Annotated in this window: 20 protein-coding genes; all 20 read left to right on the top strand. The window is 63.2% G+C overall.

Annotated elements, in window-relative coordinates; translation table 11 throughout:
• The first annotated feature begins 37 nt into the window (after nt 1-37).
• Nucleotides 38-2,170 (top strand): right-handed parallel beta-helix repeat-containing protein, encoded by a 2,133-nt coding sequence (locus tag ACSEXS_RS19280; protein ID WP_438434877.1) that lies wholly within the window; start codon nt 38-40, stop codon nt 2,168-2,170.
• Between the two features lie 205 nt (nt 2,171-2,375).
• Complete coding sequence (locus ACSEXS_RS19275) at nt 2,376-4,322, top strand: asparagine synthase-related protein (RefSeq protein WP_438434876.1); 1,947 nt, start codon at nt 2,376-2,378, stop codon at nt 4,320-4,322.
• A gap of 15 nt (nt 4,323-4,337) precedes the next feature.
• Nucleotides 4,338-4,463, top strand: coding sequence for a paeninodin family lasso peptide (locus ACSEXS_RS19270; protein WP_438434875.1), 126 nt, complete (start codon nt 4,338-4,340; stop codon nt 4,461-4,463).
• A 112-nt stretch (nt 4,464-4,575) separates the two neighbouring features.
• Nucleotides 4,576-5,508: a phosphoenolpyruvate carboxykinase (ATP) gene (locus ACSEXS_RS19265; RefSeq protein WP_438434874.1), complete on the top strand. Its 933-nt coding sequence runs from the start codon at nt 4,576-4,578 to the stop codon at nt 5,506-5,508.
• Complete coding sequence (locus tag ACSEXS_RS19260) at nt 5,505-5,795, top strand: lasso peptide biosynthesis PqqD family chaperone (protein ID WP_438434873.1); 291 nt, start codon at nt 5,505-5,507, stop codon at nt 5,793-5,795. Before ACSEXS_RS19265 ends, ACSEXS_RS19260 begins: the two co-directional genes overlap by 4 nt.
• Complete coding sequence (locus tag ACSEXS_RS19255) at nt 5,792-6,328, top strand: lasso peptide biosynthesis B2 protein (RefSeq protein ID WP_438434872.1); 537 nt, start codon at nt 5,792-5,794, stop codon at nt 6,326-6,328. Before ACSEXS_RS19260 ends, ACSEXS_RS19255 begins: the two co-directional genes overlap by 4 nt.
• Complete coding sequence (locus ACSEXS_RS19250) at nt 6,325-8,157, top strand: ABC transporter ATP-binding protein (RefSeq protein ID WP_438434871.1); 1,833 nt, start codon at nt 6,325-6,327, stop codon at nt 8,155-8,157. Before ACSEXS_RS19255 ends, ACSEXS_RS19250 begins: the two co-directional genes overlap by 4 nt.
• Nucleotides 8,138-8,476, top strand: a complete 339-nt coding sequence (locus ACSEXS_RS19245) for a helix-turn-helix domain-containing protein (RefSeq protein ID WP_438434870.1) — start codon at nt 8,138-8,140, stop codon at nt 8,474-8,476. The genes ACSEXS_RS19250 and ACSEXS_RS19245 overlap by 20 nt, the downstream gene beginning before the upstream one ends.
• Before the next feature lie 99 nt (nt 8,477-8,575).
• The gene (locus tag ACSEXS_RS19240) at nt 8,576-9,289 is read left to right on the top strand and encodes a YveK family protein (RefSeq protein ID WP_438434869.1); all 714 of its coding nucleotides are present in this window, start codon (nt 8,576-8,578) and stop codon (nt 9,287-9,289) included.
• Nucleotides 9,279-9,938, top strand: coding sequence for a CpsD/CapB family tyrosine-protein kinase (locus ACSEXS_RS19235; protein WP_438434868.1), 660 nt, complete (start codon nt 9,279-9,281; stop codon nt 9,936-9,938). Before ACSEXS_RS19240 ends, ACSEXS_RS19235 begins: the two co-directional genes overlap by 11 nt.
• 587 nt (nt 9,939-10,525) lie before the next feature.
• On the top strand, nt 10,526-12,361 hold the full coding sequence (locus ACSEXS_RS19230; RefSeq protein WP_438434867.1) for a polysaccharide biosynthesis protein: 1,836 nt from the start codon (nt 10,526-10,528) through the stop codon (nt 12,359-12,361).
• A 21-nt stretch (nt 12,362-12,382) separates the two neighbouring features.
• Nucleotides 12,383-13,510 (top strand): glycosyltransferase family 4 protein, encoded by a 1,128-nt coding sequence (locus ACSEXS_RS19225; RefSeq protein ID WP_438434866.1) that lies wholly within the window; start codon nt 12,383-12,385, stop codon nt 13,508-13,510.
• A 1-nt stretch (nt 13,511) separates the two neighbouring features.
• On the top strand, nt 13,512-14,570 hold the full coding sequence (locus ACSEXS_RS19220) for a glycosyltransferase family 2 protein (RefSeq protein WP_438434865.1): 1,059 nt from the start codon (nt 13,512-13,514) through the stop codon (nt 14,568-14,570).
• 28 nt (nt 14,571-14,598) lie between these two features.
• Nucleotides 14,599-15,702, top strand: a complete 1,104-nt coding sequence (locus tag ACSEXS_RS19215) for a glycosyltransferase family 1 protein (protein WP_438434864.1) — start codon at nt 14,599-14,601, stop codon at nt 15,700-15,702.
• Between the two features lie 58 nt (nt 15,703-15,760).
• On the top strand, nt 15,761-16,681 hold the full coding sequence (locus tag ACSEXS_RS19210) for a glycosyltransferase family 2 protein (RefSeq protein ID WP_438434863.1): 921 nt from the start codon (nt 15,761-15,763) through the stop codon (nt 16,679-16,681).
• A 5-nt stretch (nt 16,682-16,686) separates the two neighbouring features.
• Nucleotides 16,687-17,763 (top strand): EpsG family protein, encoded by a 1,077-nt coding sequence (locus ACSEXS_RS19205; protein WP_438434862.1) that lies wholly within the window; start codon nt 16,687-16,689, stop codon nt 17,761-17,763.
• Nucleotides 17,764-17,781: 18 nt separating this feature from the next.
• On the top strand, nt 17,782-18,525 hold the full coding sequence (locus ACSEXS_RS19200) for a glycosyltransferase family 32 protein (protein ID WP_438434861.1): 744 nt from the start codon (nt 17,782-17,784) through the stop codon (nt 18,523-18,525).
• Nucleotides 18,526-18,554: 29 nt separating this feature from the next.
• Complete coding sequence (locus ACSEXS_RS19195) at nt 18,555-19,781, top strand: glycosyltransferase (RefSeq protein ID WP_438434860.1); 1,227 nt, start codon at nt 18,555-18,557, stop codon at nt 19,779-19,781.
• On the top strand, nt 19,765-20,370 hold the full coding sequence (locus ACSEXS_RS19190; protein ID WP_438434859.1) for a sugar transferase: 606 nt from the start codon (nt 19,765-19,767) through the stop codon (nt 20,368-20,370). The genes ACSEXS_RS19195 and ACSEXS_RS19190 overlap by 17 nt, the downstream gene beginning before the upstream one ends.
• 64 nt (nt 20,371-20,434) lie before the next feature.
• Nucleotides 20,435-21,637: a nucleotidyltransferase domain-containing protein gene (locus ACSEXS_RS19185; RefSeq protein ID WP_438434858.1), complete on the top strand. Its 1,203-nt coding sequence runs from the start codon at nt 20,435-20,437 to the stop codon at nt 21,635-21,637.

Below are 21,637 nucleotides of genomic sequence, written 5' to 3'. Positions count from 1 at the left end.
AAAACAACGAGATTGGGACTCAAGGAGGAAACGAGCCATGAGAAAAAGGCGAAAGGGACTGATCGCGCTGGCCATGCTGGCGGCGGCCGTCCTCCTCGCTCCCTCCGCGGCGAGCATTGCCGACGGAAATGAAGGGACGGTGCTGGGAACGCCCATCGGCTTCCCGCATTACGAGACGGAATTGTCCCGGTTCGGGATTTACAAGGATGGCACGCACCCCGTCGAGACGACCAAGGGGATCAACGACGCACTCCTGTGGGCCCAGTCTCAGGGGATCAAATCCGTGAGCCTGCCGCGCGGCACTTATCTGATATCGAAGGACAGCCAGATCAACATGGTCGCCAACATGACCTTTACCCTGGATTCCAATACGGTCATTCAGAAGGAAACGAACGGCAAGGAAGCCTACCGGACGCTCTTCATCGGCTATGGAGTCGACAACGTGGTGATCCAGGGCGGCACCTACCGGGGCGACAAGGATACGCACGATTACAGCAAGAAGGACAGCCCGTATACCTCGGGCACGCACGAAAGCGGATACGGAATCGTCGTCGAGGGCGCGCGCAATGTCACGATCAACAGCGTCAAAGCGATCAACTTTACCGGCGACGGATTGTCGATCGGCGGGAAGGGGACGCTTGCCATGGACTTCTACGCGGCGCATTTCTCGTCCGGCGCGTATAACGACAAAGGCCAGCCGGTCGCAAGCGCCACCCAAATCCGCACGAACACGCCGCTCCCGCTGACCAATGAAATCATTCAGAAGGAAAAGGAATTCGAGCTGTCCAACCTGACCAATCTGCCGGGAACCTTCGATTTGTACTTTTTTAAGGCGGATAACACGCTCCTCTCTGTGCTGAAGGGGGCGAAGGCGCGGACGATCCTTTCCCTCCCGGATGGGGCGGCTTATGCGCACGCCGTCTTCGCCAAGTCTTCCACGACGGGGGTTTACATGGAGCTGTGGAACAAGGCTGTCTCCAAGAACGCCTTGGTCAAAAACTCCGAGTTCGCCTTTAACCGCCGCCAGGGCATCACGGTCGGCGGAGCGGACCGCATCGTCATCGAGAATAACTACCTCCACGATATGAAGGGCACAGCGCCTCAGTCCGGGATCGACGTCGAAGGCGGCTTTGGGGAAAACGGGCAGCGCAACACCAACCTGACGATCCGCAACAACGAATTCTGGAACAACGCGGCCTACGACCTCATCCTCTACGATGGGCAGAACGCCGTGGTGGACGGCAATCATTTTGCCTCGAAAGGGATCATCGGGCTGGCCGTCTCCGATCCGTTCACGGGCGTGGCGGCGAAGAACAACCACTTCGACGGAACGCGGATCGCGGCTACGCACGACGTGACCTTCACCGATAACCGGATGAACGATTCCTATACGACGCTCGACGGGCCGAACATCGTCATTGACCGGATGACCTTCACCGACTCCATGCTCAGCATCAGCAGCAAGGTGCCGTTCGGGGTGACCGCGTCCAACATCGTCATGTACAACAACAAAAAGCAGCAGAATGCGCTGGTGCTCTGGGGCAAGCCGATCAACCTGACGGACGTGACGATCTACGGGGAGACGCTGCTCGGTACGATCGCGGGCGGCATTGAAGACGGCAGCACGTATACGCGGCTCAAGCTGATCGGGCACAGCGGCGGCACGCTGCCGCGCGGAACCTACCTCGATCCCGTTTTCGAAGCGGCGTCCGGCAGCATGAAGGAGCTGAACAGCCGCAACTCGGGAACGACCGTGATCGACGGCGGGCTGTTCAAGTCGAACACCATGGGACTGTACTATGAGAGCAAGGACGGCAGCCTGACCGTTCGCAACTCGACCTTCGAGGTCGGCAGCAACAACCCGGCGATCACCATCCAGGCGGCGAAGGAAGCGATCATCGAGGACAACGTGATCCGCGCGAATCGGCTCACCAGCCAATCGATGGCCGTACTCAAGCTGAACGACGCGTCCAAGAGCGCCAGCCCCTACACGGTGAGCAAGGCGAGCTTCACCGGCAACACCATCGCCACGAACATCGCCGCCAAGGGAATCTCGACGCTGTACGCGGGCGCCGGTGCACCGGGCTACACGGTGAGCGACAACGTCCTGATCCGTGCGGTGTTGGAGACGAAGGCGAACGATATACTCAGCAACAACCTCCTGAGATAAGTCGACCGGACGAGGAGCCGGGCGGTCCTGACGGGCCGTCCGGCTCTTTGCTATGGGGAAAAGGAAGGATGGAAAATTCTTTATAGTGAACAATTGACAATCTTTATAGTGCGTGCTAAACTAAGCGCAAGTTCTTAATAACGAACATCGGTTGCGTTTTATTGTACATATAACGAACAAAGCGCCGGTTACACGCGGAGGTCCTATGAGCGCGATCGCAGGCATCTTAACTTATTCCGGGGAACCGGTAACCGAAGAAGAATCCCGCCCGCTGCTGGAGCAAATGGAACGGCTTCGAGCAGACCGGACGGGGATTTGGAAAGACGGCGGCACCTTCTTCCTCTGCCGGATTCGGGAGCTGACGCCCGAGGCTCGCTTCGAAGAATTGCCCCGTCGCTCGGAAGCGGGCGATCTGGCCATCACGGCGGACGCCATTCTCGACAACCGCGAGAGGCTATTCGAGGAACTCATGATCGAACCCTCCCGCCGCAAATCCATTCCCGACAGCGAGCTGATTCTCCTGGCTTACCGAAAATGGGGAGATGACGCGCCTTCTCGGCTGAACGGCGATTTTGCTTTCGTTCTCTGGGATAAGCCGCGCCATCGACTGTTCGGGGCCCGCGACCACTCCGGCAAGCGCACGCTCTACTTCCATCAGACGGACCGTCGGTTCGCGTTCAGCACACTGCTGCGTCCGCTGCTCGCTCTTCCCGGAGCGGATAAGCGGCTGAACGAGGAGTGGCTGGCGGAGTATCTGGCCGTCACGGGAATGGTGGATTCGGCGGATGCTTCCACCACCGTTTATCGCGATATCCGCCAGCTTCCTCCCGCCAGCCGGTTCGTTCTGGAGGAGGGAAGGCTCGCGATCAGCGCCTATGATTCCTTCCTGCCCCAGGAACCGTTGCGGCTGAAGAGCGACGAAGAATACGAGGAAGCGTTCCGCGCTGTGCTTGACACGGCCGTCCGCTCCCGGCTGCGCAGCCATCTGCCCGTCGGCGCTCAGCTTAGCGGCGGACTCGATTCCGGATCGGTCGCCAGCTTTGCGGCCCGCTCGCTCGGAGCGGAGAACCGGACGCTGCATACGTTCAGCTTTGTACCGGCACCGGACTTCGAGGATTGGACGGCGCGCCACTTGATGCCGAATGAATCGGAATATATGAAGGCAACCGCAAGCAAGTATCCCAACATCGAACCCTCGTTCCATGATTTTGCCGGAAAGAACCCGCTGACCGAGGTAGACGACTGGCTGGAACTAATGGAGATGCCGTACAAATTTTTTGAAAACTCCTATTGGATGAAGGGGATTCACGAGAAGGCGGCCGAGCGGGGGATCGGCGTTCTGTTCAACGGGGGAAGAGGGAACTTCACCGTCTCCTGGGGCCCGGCGATCGATTATTATTCCCTGCTGTTGCGCAGATTTCAGCTCGTTCGCCTGGCCAGGGAGGCGAGCGCCTACAGCCGGATTAAGGGAGTTCACCGCTCCCGGGTGTGGGCGGCCGTCCGGCAGAAGGCGTTTCCCGCGCTGGCACGGAACGCTGCGGCTGCGGCAGGTTCGGAGGATCCGCAATGGATTCATCCCGATTTCGCGGCCCGTACCGGCGTGTTCGAGCGGATCGCGGCCCAGGGCTACAACGTCAACGGAAGTTCGACGCTGAGGGCCGATAACGCCATTGAGGCGAGAACCCGCCATTTCGAGCACGCCAATATCTGGCACACCAACGGCACCACGTTCTGCAAATTGTCGCAGCGCTTCGGGGTACAGGGGTATGACCCGACGAGCGATGCCCGGGTTATCCGCTTCTGTCTGTCGCTGCCGCTCGACCAGTTCGTGCGGGATGGCTCGGGCCGAGCACTGATCCGCCGGGCGACCCGCGGCATCCTGGCCGACGAGGTCCGGCTCAATCAGCGGGTTCGGGGCATCCAGTCGGCGGATTGGCTGCACCGGATGCTTCCGGCCTGGAAGGAGACAGCTGCGGAATTCGGCCGGATGGCGCAGGATCCGGTCATGCAAGCCATCGTCCGGCCCTCGCTGCTCAAGCGGGCTCTCGCCTACGGCGAAGAAACCCCGCAGGCAGCCTCCGCATTCGATCTGGAGCTGCGGCTTCTCATGCGCAGCCTGATCTTATACCGATTTCTCCATAAAACCGCTTGAGAGGAGGTGAGCTCGATGAAGAAGGAATGGAAGGCTCCTGAACTGGAGATCCTCAACGTTCGCCAGACCATGGCCGGCCCCGGAAAGGCAATTCCGGACGAAGTCCAGGACGATGAGGACGAACCGGTACACTACAGCTGATATGATAGCCTTATCCGCACCATTTCGGCTGGCAGCCCTTATCCTTCGAAATGAAGCATAAGGGCTTTTCCTTATCATTGATCCGTATTCTTGTCCGATTGAGGTGAAGGCGTTGCAACTGACGAAGAACGAATGGAGGGCGGAGGCCTTCGGCTTTCGGCTCGTAAGCGATCTGCCGTTTCCGGAGCTCTCCGTCATCCCGGGGGCCGGCGAAGGAGGGGACATTGAGATCCGGCTGGAGCCGCTTGCGGAGGAGTGGGAGCGCATGAAGCGCTCGGACCGCAAGATCCAGGCGGAAGGGGACACCCTCCTCGTCCACATTCCGGATACCGCCTTGTTCGAGGTGCGGGAGGGCCGGACCATCCGGGTCTCCCCGGTACCCGCAGCCGATATGGACAAGGTTCGCTTATATATCCTCGGCACCTGCATGGGCGCCATCTTGTTGCAGCGGAGCATCCTGCCGCTACACGGAAGCGCCGTCGCCATCGGCGGTAAGGCTTACGCCGTCGTGGGCGAATCGGGCATGGGCAAGTCGACGCTCGCCCGGGCGCTGATGGACCGCGGCCTGCCGTTGGTGAGCGACGACGTGATCCCGGTGCACACCGATGGCGCGGACCCGCCGCGGGTGACGCCGTCCTACCCGCAGCAGAAGCTGTGGCAGGAGAGCCTCGAGGCCCTCGGGCGCGGGAATGCCGGGCTGAAGCCCCTGTTCGAGCGGGAGACGAAATACGCCGTGCCGGTCGGGTGCGAGTTCGCGGCCCACGAGCTGCCGCTCGGCGGAATCTTCGAGCTGACGAAGGGCCCCGTTGCGGCCCCGAGGCTGGAGCCGGTGCGCGGCCTCGCCCGCATGCGCCTGCTGTACGACCATACCTACCGCAACCTGTTCCTGCGCCGGATGAACCGGCTGGACTGGCATTTTCAAGTCACCGCAAGGCTGGCCGAGACGGTCCCTCTCTACCGGCTGATTCGGCCGGAAGAAGGCTTCACCGCGCACGAGCTGGCCGACCGCATCGTGGCGGAAACCCGAAAGGAGGAGAAGGGATGACGAACCGAACGGAGGACCTGTCCCGCGTCCTGCTGCGGCAGGCCCCGGGCAATATTGTGAGCGACATGGACGGCGAGACGGTCATGCTGAGCGTGCAGAACGGCAACTACTACAACCTCGGCGAGATCGGCGGCGAAATCTGGCGCAGCTTCGCCGAGCCCGCCCGCACCGAGGATGTGATTGAGCGCCTCACCGAGGAGTACGAGGTGGAGCCGGAGGAATGCTCGCGCCAGGTCGGCGGCTTCATCGAGCTGCTCCTGCGCGAAGGCCTGATCGAAGCCGTATGAGCGGGGCGCCGCGGACACGGCTCGTCGGCAGGCTGAAAGGCCGGCTGCGTCCGGCGCGGGTGCTCCTCGCGCTGCCCGCCGGAAACCGGCGGCTCCTCGCCGAGGCGTTCTTCGAGCTCGGCCGGGCCCGGCTGGCGCTGCTCCGGCCGTTCGCGCGCCTCGCTCCGTCGCTCGGCGAGCGGGAGCGCGAGACGCCCTCGGAGCGGGCGCCGGAGGCGGAGCGGGCCATCGTCGGCCGGGTCGCCGACGCGATTGCGGCCGCCAGCCGGCATACGCCCTGGAGCAGCATGTGCCTCACCCGCGCCGTGGCCGGCCTGAGGATGCTGGAGCGGCGGGGCATCGGCTGCACGCTGTACCTGGGAACCGGGCGGGACGAAACGGGCGGCCTGGCGGCGCATGCCTGGCTGCGCAGCGGCGACCGGTACGTCACCGGCGCGGAGGAAATGAGAAGGTTTACCACGGTCGGCAAATTCGCCAAGCCGTCCCGACTGGACCCGGCGGTTCGCGGCAGGCTTCGGGAGGAAGCACGATGAAGGAAATTCGGCATTATGTCAAACAACTGGCGGCTTATTCCGGTTCGGTCCTGTACGCCAACATGGCCGGCATGCTCGCGATCAGCTTGCTGGACGGCATCGGTCTGATCCTATTAATTCCCATGCTGGGCATCAGCGGAATCATCAGCTATTCGGCTTCGAGCCATCCCCTGTTCCAGGCGTTCTCGTTTCTTCAGGGCCTGTCCGGGATGGCCGGCCTGCTGACGGTGTTGGGAATTTTTGTGATGCTGGCCTTGGTCCAGAACCTGCTTCAGCGAAGGTTCACGATTCAGAACGCGCGCATCCATCAGGGGTTCGTGCATCACCTGCGCTTCACCGTCTACCGCGATCTCTTGATGGCCGACTGGGCTTTCTTCCTGAAGCGGCGGCGCTCCGATCTGGTCAACACGATGACCGCCGAGCTGGCACGGGTCGGAGCGGGCATCAACCTGTTCCTCTCGCTTGTAACCAACGTGCTGTTCACGGCGCTTCAGGTGGCGATTGCGCTCTGGCTGTCCTGGCAGGTCACGGCCTTCGTCGTGGTCTGCGGGCTCGCGCTCGCGTTCCTCTCCAAGCGCTCGCTCGGCAAGGCGCTCGCGCTCGGCAAGCAGACGACGGAGATGTCGCAGGGCTACCTCGCCGGCATCACCGAGCAGATCAACGGCATTAAGGACATTAAGAGCAACCGGCTGGAAGGCTCGCGCCTCGAGTGGATGCGGCAGGAGTCCGGCAAGCTGCAGAAGGAGCAGGACGGCTACGTTAAGCTGCGCTCCAACTCTCAGATGGTCTATAAGCTCGCTTCCACCGGGCTTATCGCGTTCTTCCTCTTCGCTTCCGTGGCGTGGCTGAAGACGCCGGCAGGGCAGCTGATCATCGTCGTGGCGATCTTCTCCCGGCTGTGGCCGCGGTTCATGAACATCCAGATGAACCTGGAGCAGCTGTCGGCAAGCCTACCGGCGTTCCGCAGCCTGCGCGGGCTGCAGGAGGAATGCCGGCTGTCGGCGGAACGGATCGGAGCCTTGGAAGGCGAACCGCTGCGGCTTACCGAGGCGATCGAACTCGAGGACGTGAATTACCGCTACGAGCGGGGCGAAGGCCCCTATGCCCTCGCGGGGATCACCCTGACGATTCCGGCCAACCGGATGACGGCGGTCGTCGGACGCTCGGGCGCCGGCAAGAGCACGCTGGCCGACCTCATCATGGGCCTCATCGTGCCCGAGGACGGGCGGATTCTGGTGGACGGGACGCCGCTGGAGGGCGCTGCGATCCGCCGCTTCCGGCAGACGGTCAGCTACGTGTCGCAGGACCCGTTCCTGTTCAACGCCAGCATCCGCGACAACCTGCTCCTCGTTCAGCCGGAGGCAAGCGACGAGCGGATCTGGGAGGTTCTGGAGCTGGCCGCCGCCTCCGACTTTGTCGCCAGGCTGCCGATGGGGCTCGACACCGTGCTGGGCGACCGCGGGGTGCGGCTGTCCGGCGGCGAGCGCCAGCGGCTGGTGCTCGCGAGAGCCCTCCTCCGGGACCCTGCGGTTCTCGTGCTCGACGAGGCGACGAGCGCCCTCGACGGCGAGAACGAAGCCAAGATTCAGGATGCGCTGTTCCGGCTGAGAGGCCGAATCACGCTGATCGTCATCGCCCACCGGCTGACCACGATCCGCGACGCGGATCAAGTGGTGGTCCTCGATCAGGGCCGGGTCGTGCAGTGCGGCGAGTATTCCAGCTTGGCCCGGGAGAGGCGGGGCATGTTCCGCCGGCTGCTCGGGATGCAAAGAGGGAACGATTTTATCCAATCCGACGAAGGAGAAAGCTATGATCGGAGATCGAATTAAATACCTGCGGGAGCAGAAGGGGCTGACCATCACCGAGCTCGCCGAGATGGCCGATATCTCCAAGTCCTACCTCAGCCATATCGAGCGCAAGCTGCAAAACAACCCGTCCCTGCTCATGCTCTCCAAGCTGGCCGAATCGCTGGATACCCATTTGGAATTTTTGCTCGGGGAAGAGTACCTGGGCGCCGATCCGCTGGATGAGGAATGGAAAACGCTGATTTACACCGCCATTCAGGATGGAATGCGCAAGGAGGATTTCGTCCGGTTGTACCAGATGCAGCGGCAGGAAAAAGAGGACGAGGACGAAATCGGCGGCTGACGCCGGTGATTTTGAAAATGGAGTTTTCATGGTTTGACATGTTCGCTATTAAGAACTATAATGAGTAACGAGTTCATTATAAAGATCAGGAGAATCCCCATGGACAATATGCGTATCCCCCGAGAGATCAACATCCGTGACCTTCTGCTCGCCCTGCGCAGGCGCTGGCTGATCCTGTCGCTCGTTACTCTGTTGGGCACCGGGCTTGGCGCCTACTATGCCAACAGGCCGCATGCACCGCTGTATCAGGCGACGGCCCGCATCATCATCCATTCGAATACCGATTTCATCAATACGCTCAAGGTGGTTCTCAAGGAGCCCGTCGTCCTGCAAAAGGTAGCGGATGAACTCTCGCTCGACCGCTCCGTCTCCGCTCTGCGGAGCCAGATTTCGGTCTCCAGCGTCGACAACACCCAGGTGGTGCTGGTCACCGTTACCGACCGCAGCCAGCCGCTCGCCGCGGCTATCGCCAACTCCACCGTGAAGCAATACAAGGCGACCATCGGCACGCTCCTGAACTTCAGCGACGTGACCATTTTATCCGAAGCCAAGAAGGACGGTTCGCCACAGCCGATCAATCCGCCGGAGCAAAACCGGATGATCCTCATCGGCCTCATCGCCGGCTTGGTGCTGGGCATCGGAGCCGCCTTCCTCCGCGATACCCTCGACGAAGCGATCCGCTCGGAGAAGCGGGCGAAGGAAGTGCTTGGCCTGCCGGTGCTCGGGCAAGTGTCCCGCATTCGAAAGGTGAAGTTCCGCGCCAAGACCCATCAGCGAATTCAACTCACGAGGAGGGAGAGCGTTGAATCTTAACGAAGCGGTCGCATCCAGTCTCCCCGCCCGGCGGAGTCTGATCAGCTACCTGCAGCCCGCCGCGCGCGCTTCCGAGCAATTCCGCAGCATCCGCGCCAATATTCGCCTGCTGTTTGAAAGCCAGAAGAAGAAGTCGCTTCTTGTCACTTCGCCCGAGGGCGGGGAAGGGAAGACCACGCTGGTCATGAACCTGGCTTCCTCGATGGCGGTGAAGGGCAGCAAGGTGCTGGTGGTGGACGCGAATGTCCGCCGTCCGGGAATCACCAAGCTGCTCGGCATGGAGAGACAGCCCGGATTGTCCGATGTCCTGTCCGGCCGCAAGGAGCTGAAGGATACGGTTCATCCGACCGAGATCGGCGAGCTGGACGTCATGCCGGCCGGTACCTACGGCTTCGGAGCCAACGATCTCCTGGACGATGGAGTCCTGACCGGCATCATGGACACGCTGGGCAGCCACTACGATATGGTCCTCATCGATGCTCCCTCGGTGCTGGAAGCCTTCGAGGTCAAGTCTTTGGCGCATTGCAGCGACGCCGTGTTGTTGGTCCTGGAACAGGGCCGGACCAAGGAAGATGCGGCGCTGAACGCCAAGATGACCCTGGAGTTCGCCGGGGCCACGCTGCTCGGTACGGTGCTCAACGAGAAGTAGCCTCGCCCGGCTCTCCCGCCGACGATACGGAGGGCTTTCCTTTTGCCTCGCTGTTCTATATTAAGAACGATAATGATTTACATAGCGAACAACAGTGGACGGATTTCCGGTCATTAGCCGGATGAACCCAAGCTGCGGCGATGTCTCCTGGCCGATATCAATGGAGGCACTCGGTCATGCTGTGGGTCGCAGGACCTTAGACGCGGGTCGTCGAGGGTGTGGCGTGAGGCGGGGTTGGATGCCCCGGATTACGATTGAAACCGAATGTTCGCCGCCCATCGCTTAAGGCGACTGCCGCGATTGCCGGCTCCGCGCGCCTTGCGCGCGGCCCGCCCGCGCGGCCTGCTCCTCAAGCGGCGGCGAAGCCTGCGGTTTCGTTTCTTTACTTGTGCGGATTCCTCCCTGGAAACCGCACAGGTAAGCAAGCGAACCGCAAGTGCGTCCGATCTTCGTCATTTCGGGCGCACTCTGCGTTTACGCGAGCCTGATGTCTTTCGCCGGGCGCCGCCTGGGATCGGCTTCGAAGGGGTTTAAGCCGCAGCGGAACGCTTGCGGCTACATTGACATGAGCACGGGAGGATGAGAACGTGACCTATCGACAACGGCTGTCTTTTTTGTTTTTTACGGATTCCTTTGTGGTCCTTACGGCAATCTTCTTCAGCCGGTACCTGACGCACGCCGGCATGGCCGTCAATGAGACGCCGCTCATTCTGACCTCGCTGACGCTTCTCGTCAGCCACCACTTCTTCGCCTTCCGCTATAAGCTGTACAAAAAAGCCTGGGAATACGCCAGCGTGAGCGAGCTCGCCGCCATCCTGAAGGCGGTCAGCCTCTCGATCGCCGCCACCGTCGTCGTCCAGGCGGCGATGATGGGCACCGTTTACTTCCGAATGCTCGCCATCACCTGGATGCTGCATGTGCTGCTCATCGGCGGTACGCGGCTTTCCTGGCGGCTGCTCCATACGGCGGGCCGCAAGGCGAATACGAAGAAGCGCACGCTGATCGTCGGCGCCGGATCGGGCGGCACGATGATCGTCCGCCAGCTCCTGAACAGCGGGGAGACGGACCTGATGCCGGTGGCCTTCGTCGACGACAATCCGAACAAGCGGAACCTCGACATCCTCGGCGTTCCGGTCGTCGGCGGTCTCGGCGACATCGAGCGGATCACCCGGGAGATGCGCATCCATACGATCCTCATCGCCATTCCCTCGCTGAGGCGTCGGGAAATTCAGCGCATCTACGAGGAATGCGCCAAGACGGCGGCCAAGACGCAGATTCTGCCGATGATCGAGGACATTGTCTCCGGCAAGGTTTCGGTGAACCAGGTCCGCGACGTGCAGGTGGAGGACCTGCTCGGTCGCGAGCCAGTGGAGATGGACATGGATAAGATCTCCGAGTCCGTCACCGGCAAAATCGTCCTGGTCACCGGTGCGGGCGGCTCCATCGGTTCGGAGATCTGCCGCCAGGTGTCCCGGTTCAAGCCCCAGCTGCTGGTGCTGCTCGGGCATGGAGAGAACAGCATCTATTCCATCGAGATGGAGCTGAGGGAGCAGTTCAAGGATTCCGGCATCAAATTCGTGCCGGAAATCGCCGATCTTCAGGACGCCGCCAAGATGATGGCGGTGATGAAGACCTACCGCCCCGACGTCGTTTACCATGCGGCGGCGCACAAGCACGTTCCCTTGATGGAACGCAACCCGGAGGAAGCGGTCAAGAACAACGTCCTCGGCACCCTGAACGCGGCGAACGCCGCCAGCGCTTCCGGGGTCCGGACGTTCGTGATGATCTCCACGGACAAAGCGGTCAACCCGACGAGCGTCATGGGCGCGGCCAAGCGGCTCGCCGAGATGATCATCCAGGACCTCGACCAGCGCAGCTTCACCAAATTCGTCGCGGTCCGCTTCGGCAATGTCTTGGGCAGCCGGGGCAGCGTCATCCCGCTGTTCAAGAAGCAGATCGAGAAGGGCGGCCCGGTGACGGTCACCCATCCGGAGATGATCCGCTATTTCATGACGATTCCCGAAGCCTCGCGGCTCGTCATTCAAGCGGGCGCGCTCGCCCGCGGCGGCGAAATCTTCGTGCTCGACATGGGCGATCCCGTGAAGATCACCGATCTCGCCGTCAACCTGATCCGCCTCTCCGGCAATTCCGTCGAGGACATCGGGATCGAATACTCGGGCATCCGGCCCGGGGAGAAGCTGTTCGAGGAGCTGCTCGGCAAGGACGAGGTCCACGAGGAGCAGGTCTATCCGAAGATCTACATCGGCAAGACGGCGGAGCTGCGCATGAAGGAAATTCAGGAGCTGCTGAAGGGCTATGCGGGCATGGAAAAGACGGAGCTGCGCGAAGCCCTGCTGCGGATCGCCAGCCGCCGCGCGCCGGATACCGGCGAAGCGGAGCTTGCCGTCGTGTCGTCCCGCTGATTCGAAGAGGAGGTGAAGGCGGTGCCGGCCATATTGTTTGTGGCAACGGTCGATACGCATGTAGAGAAGTTTCATCTTCCCTACCTGGAATGGTTCAAGGAGCAGGGCTGGGAGGTTCACGTTGCGGCCAAGGGAGGGCGTTCGTTGCCCCACGTCGACCAGAAATTCGACATTCCCTTCGAGCGCTCGCCGCTTAAGGCGGGGAACGTGAAGGCGTACCGCGAGCTGTCGGCGGTGATGGAACGGGGCGCTTACGATGTCATTCACTGCCATACGCCGATGGGCGGCATGCTCGCCCGGCTGGCCGGCTGGAAGGCCCGCAAGCGGGGAACGAAAGTCCTCTACACGGCCCACGGCTTTCACTTCTGCAAGGGTGCCCCGCTGGTCAACTGGCTGCTCTATTATCCGGTGGAGAAAATGCTCGCACGGGTGACCGACTGCCTGATCACGATCAATTCGGAGGATTACCGGCTGGCTCTCCGGCGGCACTTCCAGGCGGCGGAGATCGCCCATGTGCCGGGCGTCGGCGTTCAGCTCGACCGCTTCCGGCCGCTCGGTTCGGATGAGAAGGCGGGGCGGCGGCGGGCGCTCGGCCTCGCGGAAGAAGGGCTGCTGTTCTTCTATGCCGCCGAATTCAACCGCAACAAGAACCAGCAGCTGCTGCTGCACGCGCTCTCCAAGGTCCGGCAGGAGCCCGGAGCTCCTACGGTCCGGCTCGCGCTGGCCGGCTCGGGGCCGCTGCTGCCCGCCTGCCGGGAGCTGGCCGAGCGGCTTGGCATCGCGGACCGCGTGGACTTCCTCGGCTACCGCGACGATGTCGCCGAGCTGCTGCCGGCCTGCGATATCGCGGTGGCCTCGAGCTTCCGCGAGGGTCTGCCGGTCAACATCATGGAGGCGATGGCGAGCGGCCTGCCGGTGATCGCGGCGGAGAACCGCGGCCACCACGAGCTGGTAGCGGACGGCGTGAACGGCTACCTCGTCGACGCGAACGATGCGGACGGCTTCGCCCGCCGCATGGAGGATTTGGCGGCGGACGAAGCGCTGCGCCGCCGGATGGGCGAGGAGAGCCTGGCCCGGGTAGCGGCGTATTCGGTGCAGGAAGTCAAGGAGCGGCTGGGCCAAATCTACGCCCGGTACGCCTGGGTGTAGCATGGGTCCGCTGGTGAGCGTCATCGTTCCGGTGTACAACATGGAGCGCTACCTCGGCCGCTGCCTGGATAGCCTGCTTGGCCAAACCCTGAAGGACATCGAGATCATCGCCGTCAACGACGGCTCCCGGGACGGCAGCCTGGCCCTCCTCCGCGAGGCGGCTTCCCGCGACGGCCGGCTCAAGGTGCTCGATCAGCCGAACGCCGGCGTCTCCGCCGCCCGCAATGCGGGCCTGGCGGAAGCGGGCGGCGCCTTCATCGGCTTCGTCGATCCCGACGATTGGGCCGATCCCGGCATGTTCGAAGCCCTGTACCGAACGGCGGTCGCCGACCGCGCCGACATCGTCATGTGCTCGTACGTCCGCGAATTCGGCGACCATGCGAAGGAGAAGGACTTCGGGCTGGCCGACCGTACCGTCTACCGGGACGAAGCGGTGGCCGAGCGGATCCTGCGCCGGCTGGTCGGCCCGGTGGGCGACGAGAAGGGCAGTCCGGAGCTGCTCGACGCATGGGGAACCGTCTGGAACAAGCTGTACCGGGCGGAGCTGATCCGCGAGACCGAAGCGGAATTTACCGATCTCAAGCGGATCGGCAGCAACGAGGATACGTTGTTCAACCTGCAGGTTGTGCAGGCGGCCCGCAGCTTCGTCTTCTTACATACGCCATACTACCATTACTGGCGAGTGAACGCGGAATCCCTGACCTCGGGGTTCAATCCGCGGCTTACCCGGCAGTTTTTGCAGCTTTTCGGACTCATGGAGCAGTTTCTGGCCGAGCATCGGCTGGACGGCATTTACCGCGAAGCGCTGGAGAACCGCATCGCGCTGAGCGTTCTGGGACTCGGGCTCAACATCCTGTCGGCGGGGGAGAGCCTCTCCTTGGCGGAGAAGCGGAGCCGGCTCCAGGAGCTGCTGCGGGAGGAGCGGTTCCGCTCGGCGCTGGCGCGCTTCCAACCGGAGGGCTCGCCCGTCTGGCGGGTCTTCTACTGGTGCGCCAAGCTCCGGTTCACGGCGGGCCTCTACGCGCTGCTCGCCGCGGCAAACCGGATGAGGCGGAGATAAACGTCATGAAGGAAAAGAGGCGTTAGGCATGGCAGAACCGATGCGCGTGCTCCAGGTGGCGACGATCATGAACCGCGGCGGCCTGGAGACGATGCTGATGAACTACTACCGGCAGCTCGACCGGTCCCGGCTGCAGTTCGACTTCCTCGTTCACCGCGAGGAGCGCGGCCACTACGACGGCGAGATCGAGTCGCTCGGCGGCCGGATCTACCGGATGCCGATGCTGCGGCCCGGCAAGTACCGCGAGTATTTTCGCCGGCTGGAACGCTTCTTCGCGGAGCAGCCCGACTACCGGATCGTGCATGCGCACAACAACGAGAACAGCAGCTTCGTGCTGCGCGCGGCGAAACGCGCGGGCGTGCCCTGCCGGATCGCGCACAGCCATTTGAGCGATCTGGCGCTCGACTACAAGCTGCCCTTCCGGCTCTATGCCCGGTCGGTGATGCGCGACCAGCCGACGCATTACTTCGCCTGCTCCGAGAACGCCGGGCGCTGGCTCTTCGGCCGCAAGCGGCCGGTGACGGTGTTGAACAACGCCGTCAACGCCGAGGATTTCCGGTTCGATCCCATCCGGCGGGAACGCATCCGCGCGGAGCTCGGGATTGGCGACCGGCTCGTGATCGGCCACATCGGCCGGTTCACCAAGCAGAAGAACCACCGGTTCCTGCTCGACATTTTCCGGGCGGTGCTCGACCGACGGCCCGACGCCCTGCTTGTGCTGGCGGGGGAAGGGGAGCTTCTCGCGGAGGCGAAGGAGAAGGCGAACCGCCTGGGCCTCGCCGACTCGGTCCGGTTCCTCGGTGTTCGCGGCGATATTCCCGATCTGCTGCAGGGCTTCGACCTGTTCCTGTTTCCGTCGCTCTTCGAGGGGCTGCCGGTCGTGCTGGTGGAAGCGCAGGCCGCCGGCCTCGCCTGCCTGGTGGCCGATACGATCACCCGCGAGGTCGATAAGACCGGCCTCGTCGGCTTCGAGTCGCTGAAGGCCCCGCCCGAGGCTTGGGCCGAGCGGATTCTCGGCTTGTCGCTGGCGCATGCCGACACGCAGGAAGCCATCGCCGCGAGCGGCTATGACGCGCGGAGGATGGCCGAGTGGCTGAGCGACTACTACCGGAATCAGCTCCGCGAGGCGTGAACGAAGAGCGAGAGTTTCGGCCGGAAGCCCGGCCTTGCGAAGAAAAGGAGGAAGATCTGTGCGGCCCACGCTGACCGTGTTCACCCCGACTTACAACCGCGGCTACATCCTGCCGGCCTGCTACGAGAGCCTAAAGCGGCAGACGTCGAAGGACTTCCTCTGGCTGATCGTCGACGACGGTTCGACGGACGGCACGGAGGAGCTGGTCCGCGGCTGGATCGCCGAAGGCGCCGTGCCGATCCGCTACCATTACCAGGCGAACCAAGGCATGCACGGCGCGCACAACACCGCTTACGAGCTGGTGGACACCGAGCTCAACGTCTGCATCGACTCCGACGATTACCTGCCGGAGAAGGCCGTGGAGACGATCGTCTCCTTCTGGCGCGAGCACGGCAGCGACCGGGCGGCGGGCATCGCGGGCCTGGACATCGCGCCGGACGGCTCGGTCATCGGCACGCCGCTGCCGGAGGGCGTCGCCGCTTCCACCCTGACCGACCTGTACGGGGTCCACAAGGTGCGCGGCGACAAGAAGCTCGTCTACCGCTCGGAGCTGACCCGCCGGACGCCTCCTTACCCGCTGTTCGAGGGAGAGAAATACTGCCCGCTCAGCTACAAATACGTGCTGATCGATCAGCTGCACCCGCTCCTCCTCCTGAACGAGCCGCTGTGCGTCGTCGAATACCTGGAGGACGGGTCGAGCCTTAACATCATTAAGCAATACCGGCGCAACCCGCGCGGCTTCGCCTTCTTCCGCAAGACGGCGATGACCTACGCACCGACCTGGAAGGAGCGGATGCGGGAGACGGTCCATTACGTCTCCAGCAGCCTGATGAGCGGCAACCGCCGCTTCCTGCGGGAATCGCCTTGTCCCGGTTATACCGTGCTGGCGCTGCCCGCCGGGCTCCTCCTGTATCTCTATCTGAACGCGACGAACCGCTCCACCACGCTGAGAACCGGGAAAAGCGCCGCAAAGGGGTAACCGCCATGACGATCATGCTGTTCAACCTCGCCCTGGTCTATGCCGCTTCCCTGTACGCCCGCCTGCTGTCCCATCCGGTGGCCCTCACCGATGCGGGAGTCCGGTATCGGCCGAGCGCGCTGCCCGCGCTGATCGCGGCGGTCTCGCTCGCGCTGGTCGCCGGCTTGCGCAACAACATCGGCGACACCTCGACGTACATGTACTCGTACAAGACCGGCTTCTTTTCCTGGGCGACCATCGACTACAGCAAGGACTTCGGCTTTAACATTTTACAGCTTTTGCTCAAGCAGCTGAGCTCCGATCCCCAGCTGCTCATCCTGGTGACCGGCGTCGCCACCAGCGGGCTGATCGCCTGGATTCTCTTCCGCTACTCGACGATGTATGAGCTGAGCCTCTACGTCTTTATCACCTCCGGGGCGTTCACCACCTCGATGAACGGCATTCGGCAGTATCTGGCGGCCGCGATCATTTTTGCCGGAACCAAATACATGTTGAACGGCGATTGGAAACGGTTCTTCCTCGTGGTGCTGGTCGCCTCGACCTTTCACCGCAGCGCGCTCCTGCTGCTGCCGGTCTACTTCCTGGTGCGGGGACCGGCCTGGACCAAGAAGACGCTGCTCATGGCATGCGGAGCCGTGCTCATCGTCCTGGGCTTCAACCAGTTCATGGGCGCGCTGTTTACGGTGATCGCCGATACCCCGTACGGCCATTATTCAACCTTTTCCGAAGGCGGAGCGAGTGCCATCCGCGTGGTCGTGGCGGCGGCGCCGGTCCTCATCGCCTTCTTTGGCAGGCAGCGGCTGAAGAGCTTGGCGCCGGAGCTTGATCCGATCGTCAATCTGTCTCTCCTCAATGCCCTGGTCATGCTGATCGCCACGCAGAACTGGATCATCGCCCGCTTTTCCATTTATTTCGGCCTGTATCCGCTGCTTCTGATTCCCTGGGTGGTCAAGCTGTTCCGCGAAAAAGACCGGAAGCTGGTCTATTACCTGATCTTGATGTTCTATCTGCTGTTTTTCCTGTACGAAAACCTGATCTCGTTCGGCGGCTTCGAATACAACAGCCGCTATCTCGTGTTCTGATACGGAAAGGAGCATCCCGTGAAAAAAGCCGACGCCATCCCCAAAATCGTCCATTCCTGCTGGTTCGGGCGGGGGGAAAAGCCTGCGAAAATCCGCATGTGCCAGGAAAGCTGGCCCAAGCGGCTCGCCGGATACCGGTTCGTGGAGTGGAACGAGGATACCTTCGATCTCTCGGTCAACCGGTATGTACGGGAGGCTTACGAGCAGGGCAAGTACGCATTCGTGAGCGACTACGTTCGGTTGTATGCCCTGTATACCCAAGGCGGCATCTACATGGATACCGACGTCGAGGTGCTGAAGCCGCTCGACCGGTTCCTCGTTCACGAAGCCTTCTCCGGATTCGAGGACGAGCAGCATGTCCCCACCGGCCTGATGGCAGCCCGCGCCGGCCATCCGTGGATCAAGGAGCTGCTGGACGAGTACGAGGACCGGTCGTTCGTGCTGGCGGACGGAACGCTCGATCTGACCACCAACACGAAGCGGATTACGGAAAATGCCCGGACCCACGGCTTCGTGCCGAACGGCCGGTACCAGGAGCTGGACAACGGCACGGTGTTCTATCCGCGCACGTATTTCTGTCCCTACGATTATATCAACGGGGCCGATTACCTCTCGGAGAACAGCTACGCCATCCATCACTTCGCCAAGTCGTGGCTGCCCGCCGGCGTCCGGCGGCGCAGCGAGCTCAAGCGGCAGATCGCCCGGCTTCTCGGGCCGGCGGCAGTGGCCCGCATGCGCCGGCTGCTGAAGGCGCGGGCGTGAACAACGGAAGGAAAGGAAGACGCGAACCCATGAAAAAGCGGCTGCTCTTTGTCACCCAATACCTGCATACTGGCGGCGCCGAGAAGAGCCTGCTCACGCTCCTGTCGGAGCTGGACTACGACCGCTATGAGGTGGACCTGCTCCTCTTCGACCACAGCGGCAAGCTGTTTCCGATGGTTCCGCCGGAGGTGAACGTGCTGCCGCCGCTGTTTCCTTCCTTCTCGATGCCGGTCGGGCAGGCGGTGCCGTTCCTCCTCAAGGAGCGCCGCTTCCGGCTGCTGTACGGCAAGCTCGCCGCCGCCCTCGTCGGGAAGACCGGCAAGGGCAAGAACGTGGGCAAGCGCTGGGCGGTCTACCGCCGGGCGCTTCCCCGGCAGAAGACCTATTACGATGCGGCGATCAGCTACCTCGACTTCTTCTGCAATTATTACGTGGCCGAGAAGGTGAAGGCGGGCCGCAAGATTCTCTACAACCACATGGACTACGGCTACAGCGAGCGCCAAGGCTGGCCGTGCCCGAAGATGGAGCGCAAGAGCTTCGGCAAGTGCGATTACATCGTCACGGTGGCCGAATCGGCGCGGGATTCGCTGACCTCGTATTTCCCCGAGTTCTCCCGGCAGATTCGGGTCATCCACAACCGCGTCTCGGAGACGGCCGTCCGCGAGCTGGCCCAGGAGCCGCTGCCGCCGGAAGCGGCGGCGGACGACGTCTCGTTCGCCGGGATCACCGTCGCCACCGTCGCCCGGCTCGGAGACGAGAAGGGTGTCCGGCTCGCACTGGATGCCTGCCGGATTCTCCGGGACGAGGGCTATCCGGTCCGCTGGAACCTGGTCGGAGCCGGTCCCTTGGCCGACGAGCTCCGCCAGCGCGCCGAGGAGCTGGAGCTGACCGGGCGTTTCCGGCTGCTCGGCGAGCAGGCCAATCCCTATCCGTTCATGAGCCGCTGCGACATCTACGTGCAGCCCTCCAAGACGGAGGCCCACTGCATCGCGGTGGAGGAAGCGCTGGCCCTGTTCCGTCCGGTTGTCGTGACGGACATTCCGTCCTTCCGCAAGCAGATCGAAGACGAGGCGACCGGGCTCGTCGTGCCGGTGACGGCGGAGGGAATCGCCGCCGGCATCCGCCGCCTGATCGACCGCCCGGAGCTGCGCGCCGAGCTGGAGGAGAACCTGCGGAGCGGCGGTGACCGCCACGCGGGCGAGCTCGCCAAGTTCTGCCTGCTGCTGGAGGGGGAAGCCTATGAAGCGGTCGTTTGATCTCCTCGTGGCGGTGCCGCTGTTTGTCGCAGCGCTGCCTTTGCTGATCGTGCTGGCGGTGCTTGCACGGATCAAGCTCGGCTCGCCGATCCTGTTCCGCCAGGTGCGGCCGGGACTCGGCGGCAAGCCGTTCACGCTGTATAAGTTGCGGACGATGACCGACGCCCGGGACGAGTTCGGCGAGCTTCTGCCGGACCATCTCCGCTTGACCCGCTTCGGCCAATTCCTGCGCAAGTACAGCCTGGATGAACTGCTGCAGCTCTGGAACGTCGTCAAGGGAGAGCTCAGCCTGGTCGGGCCGCGGCCGCTGCTGCCCGAGTACCTCGAGCTGTACACCCCGGAGCAGGCGAAGCGGCACGACGTCCGGCCGGGGATCACCGGCTGGGCGCAGGTGAACGGCCGCAACGCCATCACCTGGGAAGAGCGGTTCCGCCTCGACGTCTGGTACGTCGAGAACCGGAGCTTCCGGCTCGACCTGAAGATCCTCGGAATGACCGTCCGCAAGGTGCTGCGGCACGAGGGCATTCAGAACCCCCAGCACGCCACCATGCCGGTGTTCCGGGGCAGCGTCCGCGAGCCGGAGCTGTGAAGCACGGGCACGGGAAGAAGAACGCTTTGGAATCAAATGGACCAAGGAGAAGAAGGGGAACGCCATGAGGAATGTCGAGCCGATGGTAGCGGCGCCGCTTGCAGAGGAGCTGGAGCTTCTCCTCCTGCTGCTGCGCTCGGGACCGGATAAGGTCTGGACGGAGGAAGAGAGAGAGCGGCTTGCCGGCGCAGATGCGGGGAAGCTCGTAGAGCTGGCCCGGCATCACCGGGTGTATCCGTACCTGCACGGGCTGCTCCAGCAGCCGGGAGCTCCGGCCCTGCCCGCGGAAGCGACGGATCGCCTGCGCCGGGATTACCGCACGAACGCCTTCAAGATGCTTCAGCTTGCGGCGGAGATGGAGGCGGTGAGCCGCGAGTTCGACCGGGCGGGCATCGATTCGCTGATGCTGAAGGGACCGGTGCTCGCCCGCGACCTGTACGGAGAGCTGTCGCTGCGCACCTCCTGCGACCTGGATATGATCGTCGGGATCGGCTGCCTGGAGCGGGTGGAGGAGCTGCTTCCCCGCCTCGGCTACGTCAAGGACGACTACATCGAGACGGTGCTCGGCGACTGGAAATGGCGCCATCACCATATCGCCTTTTATCACCAAGAGAAGGGGATCAAGCTGGAGGTCCACTGGCGGCTGAATCCCGGCCCGTCGAGCGAGCCGGCCTTCGCCGAGCTGTGGCGCCGCAAGCGCCGGACGCCGCTCGCCACCGGACACCCGGTCTATTACCTGGGACGGGAGGACCTGTTCCTCTTCCTCGCGTCCCACGGAGCCCGGCACGGATGGTCGCGGCTGAGGTGGCTGCTCGACATCGACCGCCTCGTCCGCCAGGGGCTCGACGAGAGCCGGCTGATTCCGCTCCTGCGCCGGCACTTCCTGCTGCCGATCGGCGGCCAGGCGCTGGCGCTTGCCCGGACGCTGTTCGGCACCCCGCTGTCTCCGGCCCTGGACCGCCTGTCGCGGACGCGCCGGGCCGGGCAATTGGCCGACGAAGCCATGTTCTACGTCCGGCGGATGCTGAACCTGCACGATTATCCGCTGCCGGAGGACGTGAACCGCTATCACCGCCGCCATCTGTACGCGCAGATGGCTCCGCCCTTCAAGCTGCTGTTCCGGCTCAGCCTGCTCTATCCCTTCTACGAGGACGCCCGGACGCTGCCGCTGCCCGAACGGGCGCATTTTCTCTACTTCCCGCTGCGGCCGTTCCTCTGCGTCTACCGCATGGCCCGGCGCATCCGCTACCAGGAAGGGGGGACGTGA

The sequence above is a fragment of the Gorillibacterium terrae genome, assembly GCF_051594785.1.
Classification (GTDB): domain Bacteria; phylum Bacillota; class Bacilli; order Paenibacillales; family NBRC-103111; genus Gorillibacterium.
The sequence above is the reverse complement of the archived record's forward strand: the minus strand, read 5'-3'. Positions and strand labels throughout refer to the sequence as shown.